Genomic DNA, 17,960 nt, shown 5'->3' with positions numbered 1-17,960 from the left:
CCATTAATTAAAACAAACTTAAAAAATGAAAAAACAAGTAATTATAGCTTTAGCACTATCTGTTAGTGTATTTTCTTTTGGACAGAAAAAAGAGCTTAAAACTGCAGAGAAAGCAATCAAAAACAATGATTTTTCTGTAGCAAATTCTATTTTAGATCAAGCAGAATCAATGCTTGCTGATATGGATGACAAATCTAAAGATAAATTTTATTACCTTAAAGGTAAAGCACTTTATGCTAATGGAGCAGGAAGTGATGCAGATTTAGATTTGGCAATTGAAAATTTTGACAAGGTAAAGAATGCATATAAAGTAGAAATTGGAGATGTAAAACAAAATTTAATAAATACACTTTTAACAAATTCTAATAACCAATATCAGGCTGCTCAATATTTAGATGCAGTAAAAGGATTTGAAAAATTGTATAAACTGATTCCTTCAGATACTACGTATTTATATTATGCTGCTTCTAGTGCAATTACTGGTAAGGATTTCGATTCTGCAGCTAAAAATTATGAAACGTTACTAGAATTAGGGTATACAGGAATTGAAAAACAATATGTTGCAACTAATGTAGAAACAGGTGAAGTAGAGCCATTTCCTAAAGCACAAAGAGATTTATTTGTAAAAGCAGGATCTCACATTAAACCAATGGAAAAAATATCGGAATCTAAAAGAGGAGAAATAGTTAAGAATCTTGCTTTTATTTACTTAAATAATGGAGAGTCAGAAAAGGCGCTTTCAGCGGTTCAAGCAGCAAGAAAAATGGATCCTACAGATTCTAATTTAATCTTATCTGAAGCTAATTTACATTATAAAAATGGGGATAAAGAAACCTATAAAAAACTAATTGAAGAAGCTATTCAGTTAGATCCAGACAATACAGATTTAATATTTAACTTAGGAGTAGTTGCTTCTGATAATGGCGATTTTGTTAAAGCAAAAGAGTATTATACTAAAGTAATTAGTTTAGAACCTAACAATGTAAATGCACAAACTAATATGGCTGCATTAATATTAGGAGAAGAAAATGCTTTGATTGAAGAGATGAACGGTTTAGGTACTTCTAATAAAGATAATATCCGTTATGACGAATTAAAAGCAAAACGTACTGGGATTTATAATAGTGCTATACCTTATTTAGAAGCTGTTTTAAAAGTGCAACCAAAAAATATTGAAGTAGCTAAAACGCTATTAAATATTTACGGTGCTATTGGTGACACAACTAAAGAAAAAGGAATTAAAACTTTAATTAACTCTTTAGCAAACTAAATATTAGTTTCTTTAGAGTACTAAAAAATGCCACTTCATTGAAGTGGCATTTTTTTTATAATAATTTTAAATGGAAAAGAGTATTATATAATCTTTTTGATTACTCTTAGTTTGTGGGTATGCATCCGCTTGTCGGCATTATATATTCCAGAATGATCTAATCTGTCTATTCTTACTTTTCCATGCGCATGAATAATATAATTATCTTCCATGATAATACCAACATGAATAATCACTCCTTCGCTATTATCAAAAAAGGCTAAATCACCTGGTTCACTTTCTTCAATAAAACTTAAAGCTTCTCCTTGTGAAGCTTGTTGCGAAGCATCCCGTAATAATTTATAACCATTAAGCTTGTACACCATTTGTGTAAAACCAGAACAATCAATCCCTAAAGGTGTTTTTCCTCCCCAAAGATACGGCGCATTTAAAAATGAAAAAGCGGTACTTATTATATGTTCTTTTGGATTAATGCTACTAGTAGTTGTACCATCAAAGGTATGTTCTAAAAGTTGTAACCCGTTTAAGGAAGCTCCCAATGTAACAGGATATAGATGTTGGTCTTTATCTTGAACAAATTCAATTAAATCATTTACAAGAATTGGAGCCTCTTGATTTAGTGTATAATATTGGTCTTCCGTTATTTCAGCATATTGTTTATTATCAATCCAGCCTTCGTATTTATCAAAGGCTAACCGAATTTTGCTCCAAGATTTACGTTGCTCCAAAACTTTAAAATAATCGCCATACAAAACTTGCGAAACGAGTTCGGTTTTGTCGGATGGCTCAAATCTTAAAGGAACAATGCTTAAGTTACAAATTCCGTATTGCATTAATAAATTTGGTTGTTAGGTCTAAATTAAAAATTTATTCATTTTGAGTGAGCAACTGCGCACCGCAACTGAATACTGCTTACTATATTATTCGCGTTCAATTACAATAGCAGAAGCACCTCCACCACCATTACAAATAGATGCAGCACCAATTTTAGCGTTATTTTGTTCTAAAACGTTTAATAGTGTTATTATAATTCTAACGCCAGAACATCCTAAAGGGTGACCTAAAGAAACAGCGCCACCGTTTACATTTATATTGCTATCGTTTAAACCTAAAATTTTCATGTTTGCTAAACCAACAATGGAAAAAGCTTCGTTAAACTCAAAATAATCTACATCACTAATAGAGATACCAGCTTTGTCTAGTGCTTTTGGTAACGCTTTTGAAGGAGAGGTTGTAAACTTATTAGGTTCTTGTGCCGCATCGGCGTAACTTTTAATCGTTGCTAAAACTTTTAATCCTAATTCATTTGCTTTTTCTCTGCTCATTAAAACCATTGCACCAGCGCCATCATTTATAGTAGAAGCATTTGCTGCAGTTACAGTTCCGTCTTTAGTGAAAGCAGGACGTAAAGCTGGAATTTTATCCATTCTTACATTGGTAAATTCTTCATCTTTATTTACTATAACAGGTTCTCCTCGTCTTTGTGGTACTTCCACAGGAACAACTTCATTATCAAATTTCCCAGCTTCCCAAGCAGCAGCAGAACGAGTGTAAGACTGTATAGCATACGCGTCTTGATCCTCTCTAGAAAAACCATATTCTGTAGCACAAGCATCAGCACAAACTCCCATTGCATTCTGGTCGTAAGCATCTACTAATCCATCACGTTGCATACCATCTTCCATTTTAGCAGGACCAAATTTTGTAGCCGTTCTTGCATGAAAATAATGCGGAATTAAACTCATGTTCTCCATACCTCCAGCAACAACAATTTCAGCATCACCTAAAGCAATAGCTTGAGCAGCTTGCATCACTGTTTTCATACCAGAAGCACAAACTTTATTAATAGTAGTACAAGGTACAGTATTTGGAATACCAGCATAAATAGCCGCTTGTCTTGCTGGAGCTTGACCTGTTCCTGCTTGAACAACATTTCCCATTAAAACTTCATCTACCATTTCTGGCTTCAAATTAATCTTATCTAAAGCTCCTTTTATTGCAATTGCTCCTAATTTAGGTGCAGGAATTGTAGATAATGCGCCTAAAAAACTACCAATTGGTGTTCTTGCTGCAGATACTATTACTACTTCTTTACTCATAATTATGTGCTTTTAATTTTAATTGATGCGAAATTAATCAATTTTTGGCATAAATTAATACGATTAACATTTTATAACTATTTAAAAAGTATATTTTATTACATTTGAAAATAGTATTATCCCTATGAAAGACTTTATAAACAATTTATATAAAAATCACGCATTAATATACAAGGTGTTACTCTTTATAAGTGCCACGGTATTGATAGTGTATTTGTTTCCGAAACAAGGAAAGTTTAAATATAATTTTGAGCAAGGCAAACCTTGGCAATCTGAAAATCTATATGCTCCTTTTGATTTTGCAATTAAAAAGACTTCGGAAGAAATTAATCAAGAAAAACGGCTTATCGAAAAGCAAGCTAGTTTGTATTTTAATATAGATGATAAAGTAGAAGACCAAGTAAGAATACATTACAAGACAGGGTTTTATGAGATTTTCCCAGATTCTCTTTCTCAGGTAAAACTAAATGAATTATTTAAAACAGGTGAACTTGTTATAGATAGGTTATACAATAACGGTGTTTTAAATGAAAATTATGCATTTTCCGAAGACAAAAAAAGTGTACTTCTTAATGGGCAAACAACCATTAAGCAAACGCAGTTTTCCGATTTGGTACAGCAAAAGGATGTAACTTCGATAGTTAATAAAGTGTTATTAGATAGTAATCAAGATTTTTATAAAACACAATTTCTTGCTTTATTTTTTGATGTTGTAGAACCCAATCTGGCGTATAATAAATCGTTAACCGATGGTGCTTTATTGGAAGATTTAAATAGAATAGCATATACTAGAGGAAGTATTAAAAAAGAAACCTTAATTATTTCTAAAGGAGAAGTAGTGGAAGGAGAGAAGTACCAAACTTTAGAGTCTTTAAAAAATGAATATAAGTCGCAAGTATGGACGGCATCCAATTATAACTGGGTTATTTTTGCTTATACATTATTAGTCGCATTGGCATTATTGATGCTATTACTTTTTCTAAGAAAATATAGATTAGATGTTTTTAATAATAATACCAAAGTAACCTTTATTTTCTTCAATGTTATTTTAATGGTATTGCTAACCACGTTGGTAATTAGTTATAATTCAAAATATTTATATGTAGTACCAATTTGTATTTTGCCTTTGGTATTAAAAGCTTTTTTTGATGCTAGATTAGGTTTGTTTACGCATGTTATAACTGTTGTTTTATTGGGATTAATTGTTCCAAATAGTTATGAATATATGTTCTTGCAAATTATAGCAGGAATTGTAACCATTCTAACCGTTTCTGAGCTATATAAGAGAGCTAATTTATTTATTTCGGTCGGACAAATAACACTTATTTATATCATTGCTTATTTTGCTTTTTTTGTAATTCACGAAGGAAGTGTAGACGCGATACATTGGGAAACTTTTGGTTTATTTGTTTTATGTGGGTTAGCAACCTTATTTGTGCAACCACTTATATATGCGTATGAAAAATTATTCGGATTAGTTTCTGATGTATCTCTCTTAGAATTGTCGGATACGAATTCGAAACTATTAAAAGAATTATCTAACAAAGCACCAGGAACATTTCATCATTCTTTAAACGTCGCGAATTTAGCGGAAGCAGCAGCGAATGAAATAGGAGCAAACGCCATGTTAATTAGAGTAGGAGCATTGTATCACGATATTGGTAAAATGAAGAACCCAACGTTTTTTACCGAAAATCAATCTACCGGAATCAATCCGCATGACGAATTATCCTCTAATGAGAGTGCAAGCATTATAATTGATCATGTTTTAGATGGTATTGAAATTGCAAGAAAAAATAACCTTCCAGATCGTGTTATTGATTTTATTAGGACACATCACGGAACAAGTGTGGTTTATTACTTTTATAAAAAAGAGAAAGCTATAAATGAAGATTTAGACATACAGGAATTCATGTATCCTGGTCCTAAGCCATTTAGTAAAGAAACGGCCATATTAATGATGTGTGATAGTGTAGAGGCTGCTTCTAAGAGTTTGAAAGAGCCAACATCCACAAAAATTGATAAATTTGTAGAAAACATTATAAATAAGCAAATGGAAGGGGAACAATTCTTAAATGCGAATATAACTTTTAAAGAAATTCAATCGATAAAAAAAGTGCTAAAACACAAGCTTGCAAACATTTATCACTTGCGGATAGAATATCCCGAATAATTTTTTAAAAAAAGTAAAAAAAATGCTTGTAATGTTTAAGATGATATCTTACATTTGCATCCGCGTTGAAATACAAACGCAATAGTTCTTAAATAAAATTACCGGAGAGGTGCCTGAGTGGCCGAAAGGAACGGTTTGCTAAATCGTCGTAGGTGGCAACACTTACCCAGGGTTCGAATCCCTGTCTCTCCGCAATATTTTTTTTATATTTTGATAATCATTCGGGGTGTAGCGTAGCCCGGTTATCGCGCCACGTTTGGGACGTGGAGGCCGCAGGTTCGAATCCTGCCACCCCGACACTGTTTTCGTAGAAACATAAAATCTACGGGCTCTTAGCTCAGCTGGATAGAGCACCTCCCTTCTAAGGAGGCGGTCTCAGGTTCGAATCCTGAAGGGCTCACTTAAAGCTTCACAGAAATGTGAGGCTTTTTTGTTTTATAAGGTTTTGTAATACTTCACAAAGGTTTTCTCTTAAAACTAAAACTTCAGAAGAATCGAGTATGTAATGGATTTATGCTTTTTAAGGCACACTTTTCGGTACACTATTTTTACTTCAGGCGTACGGTTTTTTGAATCTAAATAATCCAATTAATTTTTAATCTGAAATCATCTATTAAAAATCTTCCATACATGGCAATAAAAAAAGCTTTACATTTCTGCAAAGCTTTTACTGTAGTTTTTAAATAGGAGAGTAGCAAAGAATCAAATTGCTTCGCTACTATATTATTATCCGTTTTATTCAATCTCCTTCCTATACGTTTTTCTACGTTTTATAATTTCGGGATCAAAGTGTTTCCAGATTTGTTGAATAGCAATATTATCTGCTAATTCTGGAGTTCTAATACAGTTTTCAATACCTTTATCTTTAAGGGTATCGTAGCACTCATTAAATATGATAGCGGTGATCCCTTTGTTTTGGTATTCTGGAGCAATTCCTATTAAATAGAAAATAATATCCTTGCTCTCTTTTTTAGCTTTTAACATTTTTAAAAAACCGAAAGGGAAAAGTTTCCCTTCAATTTCTTGCAATACTTTAGCAAATGAAGGCATAAGAATAGCAAAAGCAATCATTTTATCGTCTTTATCAAAAACAAATTTTATGTATTCTGGATTTATAAAGCTGATAAACTTCTTTTTAAAATATGCTTTTTGAATGTCGGTAATCTCCACAAAAGAAGCTAACGAGGAATAAGAAGTGTTAAATAAATCAAACATTTCATCTGCATAAGGCATGACATCTTTAGTTTGCGTAAAGTTTCGAACACTTACTTGATAACGCTTTTTAATTAAGGTATTCGCTTTTGTAAAAGAATTGGGGTCAATGTTGCTAAAAGGGAATCTACTTTCTATCCATTCTTTTTCCGGACGATAATTAAGATTTTCTAAATGATTTACGTAGTACGGATGATTGTACCAAGTAATCATAGTACCAATTACATCAAAGCCTTCGGTTAAAACACCAACTTTATCTAAATTAGAAAATCCTACAGGACCTTCCACATATTCCAAATTATGTGCTTTACCTATTTCAGTCACTTTATCCAAAAGCGCTTTTGATACTTCAAAATCATCTATATAATCGAACCAGCCAAAACGCATTTTCTTTTCGCCTTGGTTTTTAACTTCTAACCAATTAATAATAGCAGCAACACGACCTACAATTTCTTCGCCTTTATAGGCTAGAAAAAAATACGCGTCTGCATCGTTAAAAACAGGGTTTTCGTTTTTGTCGAACGTTTTTATTTCTTGCGAAATTATTGGTGGAACCCAATATTTAGAATCTTTATAAAGCTGGAATGGAAATTTAACAAATGCTTTAAACTCTTTCTTTGTATGTACTTGTTTTATGGTAATCATAAAATCAATAGTGCTTTATTCTTCATCAAAATTCTGTTCTTGCTTTTGTCTGTTGTTCTTTTTAGATTTTCTAGACTTTTTATCTTCTTTACTTTTTTTCTTCTTTTTTGCCTTAGAGCCATCACCAAGTTCTCCGCCATTATCAATCTCTTTATCTTGATGAAAATCTAATCGGTAAGAAGCACCAATAGTTACTCCGAAAACAGACGGTGTATCTTTAGTATTTAGCGTTAAAGCGGTATCTAACTGAAAGTTTCTGCTCCAAAGATAAGCACCACCAAAACGGATTAAGTTATCGGCGTAAAAATCACTACTTATTCCTTGTGCTTCTCCAAATACCACCCATTCGGAGTTGATAGACTTGGTAAGTGTTAATATATATGAAAAATCAGATTGGTCTGTTCCAATTCTATCTTTTACAAAGTTCATTACATATACCCAACCGCCGGCAAAGTTATTTTGTGTGGCAATCATTACTTTCGGACTAAAACCTTCCACGCCATAGGCAGTGAACGGATTGTCTTTAGCATCATAATTCGCGCCAGCATAAACTGCTACAGCAGGAATTAAAGATTTCCATTTAAATTTATGGTTTGCATTCCAGCTATAGATGTTCGGTTTTTCTTCTCCTGCTTTTTTGTAAGGATCATAAACCAAATATTTTGCTCCTATAGTTAATGTTTTAAAATTGCTAAATTTGTCTTCATTAGCAACCGTATTTGTAAAAGTTCTTTTTGTGGACTGGTAGGTTCCTTCAATATTAAGTTCTAATTGTTCCCAAAGAAGGCCATATCTCGCAGTGAAATCTACTCCTAAACTTTTATCGTCACGGTTTAAACGCGAATGATTTTCGTTTAACATATATGGACCAGCTTCAAATTGTATCACATTTGTGCCTACAGAAAAGGCGCTTTTAGATACTCCAGGTCTATTAGAGTTTATTACTTCCGTGTATTGCGAGTAACTGGTTAACGAAACAGAAAAAGCGAAAATTGCTAAGTAGAATTTTAAGAACTTCATGTTTGTGAATTTGTTTGAGTTCAAATATATATATTTTATACTTTTTTTAAGAATTTATACCATAAATTAAGACATAAGAATTGTATTTTTGTTAAAAAAGGATTTTATGTTGCAATTAGCGTCTGTTACTGGAGTTGTAAAAGTTATCTTAATCATACTTTTAATTTATTATGGTGTGAAGATTTTATCTAGATTATTTGCTCCTATATTATTAAAGTTTATCACTAAAAAAGCGGAACAGCGGTTTGGCGAACAGTTTGGTGGTTTTAGAAATCCACAACAAGCTAAAAATGAAGGCGAGATTACTATCGATAAAATGCCGGATAATAAATCTTCCAATAAAAATGTTGGCGAGTATGTAGATTACGAAGAAGTAGAATAAACTTTAATCTATACTTTCTAAAAATAATTAGCTTCCCTAAAATTGGTTAAGTTTAAAAAATTATGATTATTTTTCAGACTTATTGTTATATATACATTTCATGCAATTTTCTATAAAAAAAGTACTTCCTCATTTTCTTGTTTTTATTGGTTTTATACTACTTTCACTTGCTTATTTTAGTCCTGTTTTAAAAGGTAAACAGATTTATCAAAGTGATATTAAGCAGTATATTGGTATGTCTAAACAACAAACCGATTTTAAAACAAATACAGGGGAAGAAACCTATTGGACCAATAGTGCTTTTGGTGGTATGCCAACCTATCAACTCGGTGCAAAATATCCGCATAACTACATAAAAAAGCTAGATTTAGCTTTACGTTTCTTACCGAGGCCAGCAGATTATCTATTTCTATATTTTATAGGTTTTTACATACTTTTACTCGTTTTAAAAGTAGATTATAAACTTGCAGCACTTGGTGCATTAGCCTTTGGTTTTTCTACATATCTCATTATAATTTTAGGCGTTGGTCATAATAGTAAAGCGCATGCTATTGGGTATATGCCATTAGTTTTAAGCGGAATTATTCTCACATTTAGACGAAAATATATCCTCGGTTTTTTACTAACAACGGTTGCAATGGCGTTACAGTTAGTTGCTAATCACCCGCAAATGACCTACTATTTAATGCTATTGGTCATTGTTTTAGGAATTGCCTATTTAGTCGATGCTTATAACAAAAAACTGGTACCTCATTATTTTAAATCTGTTGGATTATTAGTGCTTGCTGTAATGCTAGCTTTAGGATTAAATGCCACAAGTATAATGGCTACCAAAGAGTATGCGAATCAAAGTACACGAAGTAAAAGTGAATTAACTATTAATGCGGATGGTTCACCAAAAGAAGCTAGTTCCGGACTTACCAAAGAATATATAACGGAATACAGTTACGGATTTCTAGAATCTTTTAATCTGTATATTTCACGAATAGTAGGAGGAGGAAACCACGAAGATGTTGGCAAAGATTCTGCATCGTATGACTTTTTTATAGGGCAAGGTGTTTCTCCTTTACAAGCTAAAGAATATGTAAAACAAACACCAACATATTGGGGAAGTCAGCCAATAGTAGAAGCACCAGCATATGTAGGTGCAGTTGTAATATTCTTATTTGTTTTTGCGCTTTTCTTAGTAAAAGGAAGATTAAAATGGTGGCTTGTAGGAGGAACAATACTGTCTTTATTGCTTTCCTACGGAAAAAATCTAGGTTTCCTTACAAACTTCTTTATAGATTATATACCATTATATGACAAGTTTAGAGCGGTAAGTTCTATTCAAGTGATTTTAGAATTATGTATTCCTATTTTGGCAATATTTGGTTTATCGCGTTTGTTTAATAGTTTTGAAAAAGACGAAGAAAAACTGAAAGCCTTAAAATATACCGTCGGTATTACTGCAGGAATTGCTGTTTTATTCCTTGTATCTAAATCTGCTTTTAATTTTGCAGGTGCAAATGATGGCTATTACAAACAAAATTATGGTCAGATGTTTATGGATGCTTTGCGGGATGACAGAAAAATGTTATTTACGCAAGACATATTAAGAACGTTAGTGCTAGTATTGCTTTCGGCGGGAACTATATTTATGTTCTTAAAGAAAAAACTTTCCGAAACACTTGTAATTGTTGCTTTCGCAGTTTTAATTCTTTTCGATTTGGTTTCTGTAGATAGACGTTACGTGAATAACGATAATTTTGTTTCCGCTTTGCAAGTAAAAAAACCATATCAAGCGAATAAAGCAGATGTAGAGATACTTAAAGATACTACGCATTTTAGAGTTTTCGATATAACAGACGGTACAGCAAGAGCTTCGTATTTTCATAATTCTTTAGGTGGTTATCATGCTGCAAAGCTGAAACGTTATAATGAGCTTTTCGACTTTCATATTGCTAGAAATAATATGAACGTTTTAAATATGCTGAACACCAAGTATATTATTGCCGAAGAGGAAGGTGAAATATTTCCATTTACCAATACAGATGCTAATGGAAATGCATGGTTTGTGGAAGAATTAGAAGAAATGCAAACTGCAAACCAAGAAATTAAAGCTTTAGATAGTTTGAATACCAGTAGAAAAGCGGTGTATCTTAAAACGGAAGCTATTAAAGCAAACAAAGGTTTTAAAGTAGATTCTTTAGCCAATATTACTTTAAAGGAATACAAACCAAACTATATTAAATACCAGTCTAATAATACAAATCCTGGTTTTGCTGTGTTTTCTGAAGTTTATTATGGTAAAGGATGGAATGCCTATATTAATGGAAACTTAGAAGATCACTACCAAGTAGATTATGTATTGCGTGGCATGGAAGTTCCTGCGGGAAAAAACACCATTGAATTTAAATTTGAACCGCAAGTAATACAAACGGGAAGTAGCATAGCATTTGCGAGTTCTATTCTTTTTGGATTGATACTTCTGGGTGGATTGTTTTTTAAGTTTAAGAAGGAGTAAATATCATTCCTGCAAAAGCAGGAATCTAAAGCATAGTTTCAATTTTTAAGATTCCTGCCTTCGCTGGAATAACAAAATGAATAAAAAAAAGGTACTTATTATTAGTTATTATTGGCCACCAGCTGGAGGTCCAGGAGTACAACGTTGGCTAAAATTTATAAAATATTTACCAGATTTTAATGTAGAACCTATTGTTTATATTCCAGCAAATCCAAGTTATCCATTAGTAGATGAAAGTTTAATTAGTGAGGTTTCCAAAGACCTTATCATTATTAAACAACCTATAAGCGAACCTTATAAACTAGCTGGATTTCTTTCTAAAAAGAATACCAAATCTATTAGTAAAGGTCTAATTCCAGAAGTGAAAAAACAAACTTTAATGGAACGTTTGTTATTACTTATTAGAGGGAACTTCTTTATTCCAGATGCAAGAAAAAATTGGGTTAAACCTTCGGTAAGATATCTCTCTACGTACATAAGAGATTTTAAAATAGATACGGTAATAACTACTGGTCCGCCACATAGTATGCATCTTATAGGTAAGCAACTTAAAGAAAGACTAGGAGTGAAGTGGATTGCAGATTTTAGAGATCCTTGGACAACCATTGGCTACCACAAAGAATTAAAGCTAACTAAAATAGCGAAGCAAAAACACATTGCTTTAGAGCAAAAGGTTTTACAAACTGCAGATCAAATTATAGTTACCAGTAAAGTTACAAAACAAGAGTTTCGAGAAAAAACAGAGCAACCAATTACAGTAATTACCAATGGTTATGATGTAGAGAAAACCGAAGTGATTTCTTTAGATAAAAAGTTTACTTTAGCACATATTGGTTCTTTACTGGCCAAAAGAAATCCAGAAATTTTATGGAAAGTACTGCAAGAGTTAACACGTGAAAACGGAGATTTCGGAAAACATTTTCAGTTAAAACTTGTTGGAGCGGTTAGCGAAAATGTTCTGAAAAGCATTAAGCTTAATAATTTAAGTTCCTATTTATGTGAGGTAGGTTATGTTTCTCATAATAAAGCAATTAAATTACAAAAGAAATCTCAGTTATTGTTGTTAATTGAAATCGATTCTGAAGAAACAAAATGCATTATTCCTGGGAAATTATTTGAGTATATGGTTTCTAATAGACCTATAGTTGCAATAGGTCCAAAGGGGTCAGATGTCGAAAAAATTATTATTGAAACCAACACAGGAAACTATTTTGATTATTCGGATTATGAAAACTTAAAAAGTGTAATTTTAGCACACTTTAATGCATTTCAAGAAAATACATTACAATCGCATGCAATAGGATTGCAAAAATATAGTAGGAGAGAACTAACCAGTAAATTGGCCACGCTGATTTAGTTTAAAAATTCTGGATAGTTAATAGATTTTATTATGTTTGTTTAATTCCAAGGCGACCTTTTAGAATTTGTTATTTAGTATTTTATTTATTAAAAATTTATGGGAATAGTTGCTTCACAATCTATTAAAAACACCATCATTACCTATTTAGGTTTTGGTGTTGGAGCAATTAATACCTTATTTTTATATACCGCATTTTTATCTGCAGACTATTTTGGTTTAGTGGTTTTTGTGCTTTCGACAGCAAATTTAATGATGCCAATCCTTATTTTTGGAGTAAACAACACATTAATAAAATTTTACTCATCGTACAAAACAAGAAGGCTTCAGAATAACTTTTTAACCTTCATGTTATTTTTACCTCTATTGGTTATTATTCCTGCAGGTATTTTAGGTTCTCTTTTTTACGAAACGATTGCTAGTTGGTTAGCAAAAGAAAATCAGATTATTAAAGACTATACGTGGTTAATGTTTGTATTAGCCGTAGCCTTTGCTTATTTCGAAATCTTTTTCTCGTGGAGTAAAATTCACTTTAAATCTGTGTTTGGTAATTTTATGCGAGAAGCATTCCATAGGTTAGGTACCATGGCTTTGTTGTTCGCGGTATACTTTAAACAGCTAACTGTAGATGAGTTTATTTACGCAGCAACCATCGTATATATTATACGTATGCTTATCATGATGGTTTATGCTTTTAGTATTCGCTTTCCTAAGTTAAGTTTTACTAAATCTTTTGATTATGTAACCGTTATAAAATACAGTTTCCTCATTATTATAGCAGGTTCTGTTTCTATGGTTTTACTCGATTTAGATAAGTTTATGATTGGCGAATTAATAGAAATAGAAAACATTGCATATTATAGTGTTGCTATTTTTATTGCCACTGTAATTGCGGTTCCTGCTAGAGCAATGCAACAAATTATAAACCCTTTAACCGCATCGTATTTAAACAATAAAAACCATTGGGATTTAGAGCAACTCTATAAAAAGAGTTCTATAAATTTATTTATAATTGGTGGTTTTATTTTTGTGCTAATTATAGTAAATATCAACCAGTTATATGCGCTTTTAAAACCAGAATACGGTCAAGGTTTATTTATTGTTTTTGTGATTTCTATGGTGAAATTAATAGATAACCTTTTAGGAAATAATAGTGCGATTATTTTTAATTCCGATTATTACAGAGTCATTTTAACCTTCGGTTTTTGTATTGTAGTACTTGCTGTAGGTTTAAATTATGTACTTATACCTAAGTATGGAATAGATGGAGCCGCTATTGCAAGTCTAATGGCTTTTACTATTTACGATGGTTTAAAACTTTGGTATGTTAGTTTAAAATTCAAAATCCACCCATTTACTAAAAAAACGGGATACACATTAGTGCTTATTATTGCACTTTGTTTAGGTTTTTATTTCTGGGAGTTCCCTTTTCATCCTATTATAAATATAGTAGTAAAAAGTACAATAGTAGCTTTGTTGTACGCATTTGTAATGCTTAAATTTTCTTTATCTGAAGACATTACAGCACTCGTAAAAAAACTATTAAAAATTAAATAATTTTTCCCGTTTTAGTTTATAGATTTTGAAGTTAGCACGTCATTATCTATTTCTCTATTTTTATTTTCCAGCATCGAATGATTCCTTTAAAATATTAAAACTTTAAGTGCAACCGAAAAATTCCGGTTACAAACAACTTGATAGTCCTTAAAAGGTATCCCATAAAGAAAAACCCTATCCCATTGCTTTGGGGCAAACGGTGATAGGGTTTTCAACTAACCAAATTCAATATTTTATCTTCCTCTTCTAGTGCTTGATGTAGCCCTTTTAGATGTTGAAGTTCTTGTGTTGCTGGCAACTTTTCTATTGGATCTAGAAGAAGTACTAGTTACCTTTCTGTTATATCTTGGAGCATTTGTAGATGCAGTAGATCTTTTTCTAGGTGTACTTGTTACTCTAGGAGTAGATTTTGTTCTAGGCTTTGTAGAGACCGTAGATCTAGGTCTAGGCGTATTAGTCGTTGTCGTTGTTCTAGGTCTAGTAGTATTAGAAGATGTTGTAGCTCTCTTACTACCAGTGCTTCTAGGTTTTGTTGTGTTTGTTTTTACTCTCGGACTAGAATTATTCGATCTAGGCGTATTGGTTGTAACTCTAGGTCTTGATGTTGTGCTTCTAGGTGATGAAGTAGTTACGCCACTTCTAGGTCTGGTGGTATTTGCACGCACTTTATTTCTAGGTCTATCGTTTCCTCTAGTAGCCAAATCACTTCTTCTGTTAATCGTGTTTCCACGTCTGCTAGCAACTGCAGATCTACGTCTGTAGTTATCTGTAAAAGGTCTAGTGTATTGGTATCTTATTGGTCTGTAATTTTGTCTGTAAGGTCTGTTGAATACAACACAATGGTTGAATTGTGGAATTCTAAAATATGCATGCCAAGGTCTATACACATAAAAACGGTTGTACACATTTATAAAACCAGAGTGATGTGAAAAACGATTATGTCTATTATAATGTATGTATAAACCACCAACTTGTGTAACATAACCAAAGTTGTTATAGTTTACAAATACGTTACCAATTTGATTTACACGACCATAGTAATCGTAAAAAACAGGAACGTGTTCTATTTGTACTATTGCTCCAAACTCATCATATTGCACATAAGCGTTGTAATCATAACCAGAGTTAAAGCTAATGCTTGTATTACCATGATTTACGTTAATATTTACGTTTGGTCCATAATTACGCATGTAAAAATCGAACTGTCCATCAGGAAAGATGGAAAATTCTACACCTTGCTCTTCAAATATGAAAGAATTGCCGTAACCTCTCGAAGCTGTATTGGTGTTAATATCATCTCGTGTGGTGGTTGGGTTTGCGTTTGCAGTAAATCCTGAAAAAAGGAGTGCTGTAAAAATTGCTAATATCTGTTTCATAATTGTAAGTTTTAATGTTGAACTTATCAAGTGAATTACAAGCATCGTGCCAAAAAAGGTTACACCTCTTTAAGGTGTTGATTTACAGTTGTTTTCCGATTTTTTATTTTTTTTTAAATGGATTATTAAATTTGATTATGAAAGATTAAACGGTTAGCTTTGTTTAGCTATCCATCTTAAATAAATAAATAAATAGGAATAATTAGAGTTCCTACTCCTTGAAAAAAACTACACTTATGAAAAAATTATGCGTTTTTAATTTACTGTTTTTAATTATTGGACTCCATTTGAATGCGCAAGTATTTGAAGTTAGTTTCGCTTCAGAGGAAATAAAAGGAGATTTTTCTGGTAATGTACTATTATATCTTTCCAAAGAAAAAAAAGCACCAAAGAATATTTTTGTCGGATTGGAATTAACGCCTGTCTACAGAGTGCATGCAAAGAATTTAAAAGCAAAGGAAACCGTAACTTTTAATGACGACGCTATTTCGTATCCTGTAGAATTATCCAATATAGAAAGAGGTACCTATTATATTCAAGCCGTTTTCGACTTAAATCTTGGCGATGCTAATATTGGCACAAGTACAGGCAATATCTATTCCGAACCCATTCGCATAGATTTAGATAAGAACTTTAAAACGGTTTTTAAAATAGAAGCGAATCAAGTGGTAGCACCTACATTATTTAATGAAACACCTCTTTTAAAAGAATTGCGCGTAAAATCTAAGTTGCTAAGTGATTTTCATAAGAAGGATATGTTTGTAAGTGCAGCCGTAAGTCTGCCAGAAGGCTATTATGAAAATCCGGAAGCTACATATCCCGTTGTATATACCATTTCCGGATTTGGTGGTAATTATAAATATTATAGTGGTAAAGGAAAATCACATATAGGCAATCTAGGAGAACAACCTACAATTGTGGTTTATTTAGATGGAAGTTGCTCTGAAGGTCATTCTACATACGCCAATAGTGATGTGAATGGTCCTTGGGGAGATGCCTTTGTACAAGAGTTAATTCCTGCGGTAAACCAGAAGTACCAAACCAATACCGCTAATTTATTACATGGACATAGTAGTGGTGGTTGGACCAGTTTATGGTTGCAAATTAACTATCCAAAGGTTTTTGCAGGTACATGGTCTAGTGCGCCAGATCAGGTAGATTTTAGAAATTATCAGAATAAAAACATCTATGAAACCGATAATATGTTTTATGACGCAGCAGGTAATTTATTAGCAGATGTTACTATAGCAGGAAGATTTCCAGTGATTAGTGCGAAAGATTTTTACAGAACCGAAAACGTGATTTATAGAGGTTCGCAATTGCGTTCTTTTGATGCGGTTTTTGGAGGTTATGATGCGGAAGGAAATAGAATTCGATTGATCAATAATAGTTCTGATGGAACTATTAATAAAAAAGCACTACCCCTTTGGAAAAGATATGACTTGTCGCTTTTACTTCAAGAAAACTGGAAGGATTTAAAAAAAGACCTTAGCGGAAAAATTAGGATTTCGGTGGGTACAAGTGATAACTTTCATTTACATCATGCCGTAAAACTGTTGGAAGAAGAAATGAAGAAAATAGATGCTAAAATAGAATTCACTTATTATCCAGGAGATCATTTTACGCTTTTCACGGAGGACTACAAGAAAGATGGTGTTGCGTTTTTAGAGGCTTGTTATGCAAATTGGTTAGTTGAAAATAAATAAGCACTTTTGATTTAGTAGAATAAGACAACACATTAAAAAGCTTACGGTGGAATAAAATATGTAGTAGGCAGAGATTTATAAATCTTTAACAAAAAAAGCACTTACAAATTTGTAAGTGCTTTTTTTGTTAAAACATATTGATTTAGTATTAAGTAAATTTATAAATCTACAAAACAGCAATACAACTAATCTCTACATTCACAAACTTAGGCAGATTAGCAACTTCTACAGTTTCTCTAGCAGGAGCAGAGTCGTTGTCAAAATACTGACCATACACTTCGTTTATTTGTGCAAAGTTGTGCATATCACTAATAAAGATGGAGGTTTTAATAACGTTCTCAAAAGTCATGTTTGCAGCAGCAAGAACCGCTTTCATGTTTTCCATAACTTGTTTGGTTTCCGTTTTAATATCGTCCATTACCAATTCTCCAGTTTCTGGATGTAATGCAATTTGTCCAGAAGTATATAAGGTGTTTCCAGAAAGAACTGCTTGGTTGTATGGTCCAATAGGAGCAGGAGCGTTTGGTGTAGTAATTATTTTTTTCATATTTAGTACCTGGGAAAGCTGGTATCTCTTTTAATTAAACTTTTATTTATATGGATTCTGAATCCTGTTCAGAATGACAATTGTTTTATAGATTCTTCAACAAGCTCAGA

General features: G+C 32.4%; 13 protein-coding genes and 3 tRNA genes. 10 read left to right on the top strand and 6 right to left on the bottom strand.

Translation table 11 applies throughout. The annotated features are described in order from the left end of the window. Positions 1–25: 25 nt before the first annotated feature. Positions 26–1,270, top strand: coding sequence for a tetratricopeptide repeat protein (locus tag ACVCXO_RS13525; protein WP_452230118.1), 1,245 nt, complete (start codon positions 26–28; stop codon positions 1,268–1,270). An 83-nt stretch (positions 1,271–1,353) separates the two neighbouring features. Here ACVCXO_RS13525 and ACVCXO_RS13520 read toward each other — a convergent pair whose 3' ends face one another. Then, on the bottom strand, positions 1,354–2,103 hold the full coding sequence (locus ACVCXO_RS13520; RefSeq protein ID WP_452230117.1) for a C40 family peptidase: 750 nt from the start codon (positions 2,101–2,103) through the stop codon (positions 1,354–1,356). A gap of 87 nt (positions 2,104–2,190) precedes the next feature. Continuing rightward, positions 2,191–3,369 (bottom strand): acetyl-CoA C-acyltransferase, encoded by a 1,179-nt coding sequence (locus ACVCXO_RS13515; protein WP_452230116.1) that lies wholly within the window; start codon positions 3,367–3,369, stop codon positions 2,191–2,193. Positions 3,370–3,493: 124 nt separating this feature from the next. Here ACVCXO_RS13515 and ACVCXO_RS13510 point away from each other — a divergent pair, with 124 nt between their 5' ends. The 4 genes from ACVCXO_RS13510 (at position 3,494) to ACVCXO_RS13495 (ending at position 5,942) form a co-directional block, all read left to right on the top strand. Then, a complete protein-coding gene (locus tag ACVCXO_RS13510; protein WP_452230115.1) occupies positions 3,494–5,542 on the top strand; it encodes an HD family phosphohydrolase in 2,049 nt (682 codons plus the stop codon). A 103-nt stretch (positions 5,543–5,645) separates the two neighbouring features. Continuing rightward, a tRNA-Ser gene (locus ACVCXO_RS13505) sits at positions 5,646–5,734 on the top strand. A 30-nt stretch (positions 5,735–5,764) separates the two neighbouring features. Further along, positions 5,765–5,839 (top strand) — tRNA-Pro (locus ACVCXO_RS13500). Between the two features lie 29 nt (positions 5,840–5,868). Then, positions 5,869–5,942 (top strand) — tRNA-Arg (locus ACVCXO_RS13495). A 335-nt stretch (positions 5,943–6,277) separates the two neighbouring features. On the opposite strand, the gene ACVCXO_RS13490 is transcribed toward ACVCXO_RS13495, so the two are convergent. Together ACVCXO_RS13490 and ACVCXO_RS13485 are read right to left on the bottom strand one after the other, a co-directional pair. Then, positions 6,278–7,399 carry a GTP cyclohydrolase gene (locus tag ACVCXO_RS13490; protein WP_452230114.1) on the bottom strand — a complete coding sequence of 374 codons (1,122 nt, stop codon included), beginning with the start codon at positions 7,397–7,399 and terminating at the stop codon, positions 6,278–6,280. A gap of 15 nt (positions 7,400–7,414) precedes the next feature. Continuing rightward, a complete protein-coding gene (locus ACVCXO_RS13485; RefSeq protein ID WP_452230113.1) occupies positions 7,415–8,419 on the bottom strand; it encodes a transporter in 1,005 nt (334 codons plus the stop codon). A gap of 106 nt (positions 8,420–8,525) precedes the next feature. Between ACVCXO_RS13485 and ACVCXO_RS13480 the strand changes: the two genes are divergently transcribed. From ACVCXO_RS13480 to ACVCXO_RS13465, 4 genes are all read left to right on the top strand, one after another. Further along, positions 8,526–8,801, top strand: a complete 276-nt coding sequence (locus ACVCXO_RS13480; RefSeq protein ID WP_452230112.1) for a DUF4834 family protein — start codon at positions 8,526–8,528, stop codon at positions 8,799–8,801. Between the two features lie 100 nt (positions 8,802–8,901). Then, positions 8,902–11,307, top strand: coding sequence for a YfhO family protein (locus ACVCXO_RS13475; protein ID WP_452230111.1), 2,406 nt, complete (start codon positions 8,902–8,904; stop codon positions 11,305–11,307). 76 nt (positions 11,308–11,383) lie between these two features. After that, the gene (locus tag ACVCXO_RS13470; RefSeq protein ID WP_452230110.1) at positions 11,384–12,664 is read left to right on the top strand and encodes a glycosyltransferase; all 1,281 of its coding nucleotides are present in this window, start codon (positions 11,384–11,386) and stop codon (positions 12,662–12,664) included. A gap of 99 nt (positions 12,665–12,763) precedes the next feature. Further along, positions 12,764–14,221 (top strand): lipopolysaccharide biosynthesis protein, encoded by a 1,458-nt coding sequence (locus tag ACVCXO_RS13465; protein WP_452230109.1) that lies wholly within the window; start codon positions 12,764–12,766, stop codon positions 14,219–14,221. 233 nt (positions 14,222–14,454) lie between these two features. Here ACVCXO_RS13465 and ACVCXO_RS13460 read toward each other — a convergent pair whose 3' ends face one another. After that, a complete protein-coding gene (locus ACVCXO_RS13460) occupies positions 14,455–15,597 on the bottom strand; it encodes a hypothetical protein (RefSeq protein WP_452230108.1) in 1,143 nt (380 codons plus the stop codon). A gap of 236 nt (positions 15,598–15,833) precedes the next feature. On the opposite strand from ACVCXO_RS13460, the gene ACVCXO_RS13455 reads away from it, so the two are divergent. Further along, positions 15,834–17,303, top strand: coding sequence for an alpha/beta hydrolase-fold protein (locus ACVCXO_RS13455; protein WP_452230107.1), 1,470 nt, complete (start codon positions 15,834–15,836; stop codon positions 17,301–17,303). A 166-nt stretch (positions 17,304–17,469) separates the two neighbouring features. Here ACVCXO_RS13455 and ACVCXO_RS13450 read toward each other — a convergent pair whose 3' ends face one another. Then, positions 17,470–17,850 carry a RidA family protein gene (locus ACVCXO_RS13450; protein WP_452230106.1) on the bottom strand — a complete coding sequence of 127 codons (381 nt, stop codon included), beginning with the start codon at positions 17,848–17,850 and terminating at the stop codon, positions 17,470–17,472. Between the last annotated feature and the right edge of the window lie 110 nt (positions 17,851–17,960).

Source organism: Lacinutrix sp. MEBiC02404, from assembly GCF_053601575.1.
Note: the sequence above shows the minus strand (reverse complement) of the source record. Positions and strands in the feature narration are given on the sequence as shown.